The 1,367-nt window shown below is 47.2% G+C and carries 1 protein-coding gene; it reads left to right on the top strand.

Annotated elements, in window-relative coordinates; all coding sequences use genetic code 11:
- Positions 1-83 precede the first annotated feature (83 nt).
- The gene (locus PSF11_RS21140) at positions 84-1,088 is read left to right on the top strand and encodes an IS110-like element IS4321 family transposase (RefSeq protein WP_000427620.1); all 1,005 of its coding nucleotides are present in this window, start codon (positions 84-86) and stop codon (positions 1,086-1,088) included.
- The last annotated feature ends 279 nt before the right edge of the window (positions 1,089-1,367 follow it).

The following is a 1,367-nucleotide window of genomic DNA, read 5'->3' as shown; positions in this document are numbered from 1 at the left end:
CTTAGCGTGCTTTATTTAATGAGATGGTCACTCCCTCCTTCCCGGTACTATGCTGAGGATAGGCTTTCATTCGGAGAACTATCATGGAAAACATTGCGCTCATTGGTATCGATCTGGGTAAAAACTCTTTCCATATTCATTGCCAAGATCGTCGCGGCAAGGCTGTTTACCGTAAAAAATTTACACGGCCAAAGTTAATCGAATTTTTGGCGACATGCCCCGCTACAACCATCGCAATGGAAGCCTGTGGTGGCTCTCACTTTATGGCACGCAAGTTGGAAGAGTTGGGGCATTTTCCTAAGCTGATATCACCACAATTTGTCCGTCCATTCGTTAAAAGTAACAAAAACGACTTTGTCGACGCCGAAGCTATTTGTGAAGCTGCATCGCGTCCGTCTATGCGTTTTGTACAGCCCAGAACTGAATCTCAGCAGGCAATGCGTGCGCTGCATCGTGTCCGTGAATCCCTGGTTCAGGATAAGGTAAAAACAACCAATCAGATGCATGCTTTTCTGCTGGAATTTGGCATCAGCGTTCCACGAGGAGCTGCCGTTATTAGCCGACTGAGTACCCTTCTTGAGGACAATAGTTTGCCTCTATACCTCAGCCAGTTATTGCTGAAATTACAACAGCATTATCACTATCTTGTTGAGCAGATTAAAGATTTGGAATCCCAGTTGAAACGAAAGTTGGACGAAGATGAGATTGGACAGCGCTTGCTGAGCATTCCCTGCGTCGGAACACTGACAGCGAGTACTATTTCAACTGAGATTGGCGACGGGAAGCAGTACGCCAGCAGTCGTGACTTTGCGGCGGCAACAGGGCTAGTGCCTCGACAGTACAGCACGGGAGGTCGGACGACATTGCTGGGAATTAGTAAGCGAGGTAACAAAAAGATCCGAACTTTGTTGGTTCAATGTGCCAGGGTATTCATACAAAAACTGGAACACCAGTCTGGCAAATTGGCCGATTGGGTCAGGGATCTACTGTGTAGGAAAAGCAACTTTGTCGTCACTTGTGCTCTGGCAAACAAGCTGGCCAGAATAGCCTGGGCCCTAACGGCACGACAGCAAACTTATGTAGCATAACGGCAGAAATACACCGGTTTAAAGAATCACTGATCTGGTTTTGCGAATACTGATATTGATGATACTAACGGCCCACCGGCCTGTTGAGGAACCTGTAAAACGGAAAGGCTCATTGAAGCCGTATATTTTCTGGAGGTTCATCAGGCGCGGAACTCATCGAGGCGCGGGAATAAAATCCCATTCAGACGCCGGATAGATTCAAGCAAGCCAATTTATCGTCAAAATCGGTGTTGCAAAAACGGGAGTGACCATAGATTCCGTTTTCTGAGACGACCCCTT

The sequence above is a fragment of the Providencia sp. PROV119 genome, assembly GCF_028482435.1.
Lineage (GTDB): Bacteria > Pseudomonadota > Gammaproteobacteria > Enterobacterales > Enterobacteriaceae > Providencia > Providencia stuartii.
The sequence above is the reverse complement of the archived record's forward strand: the minus strand, read 5'-3'. Positions and strand labels throughout refer to the sequence as shown.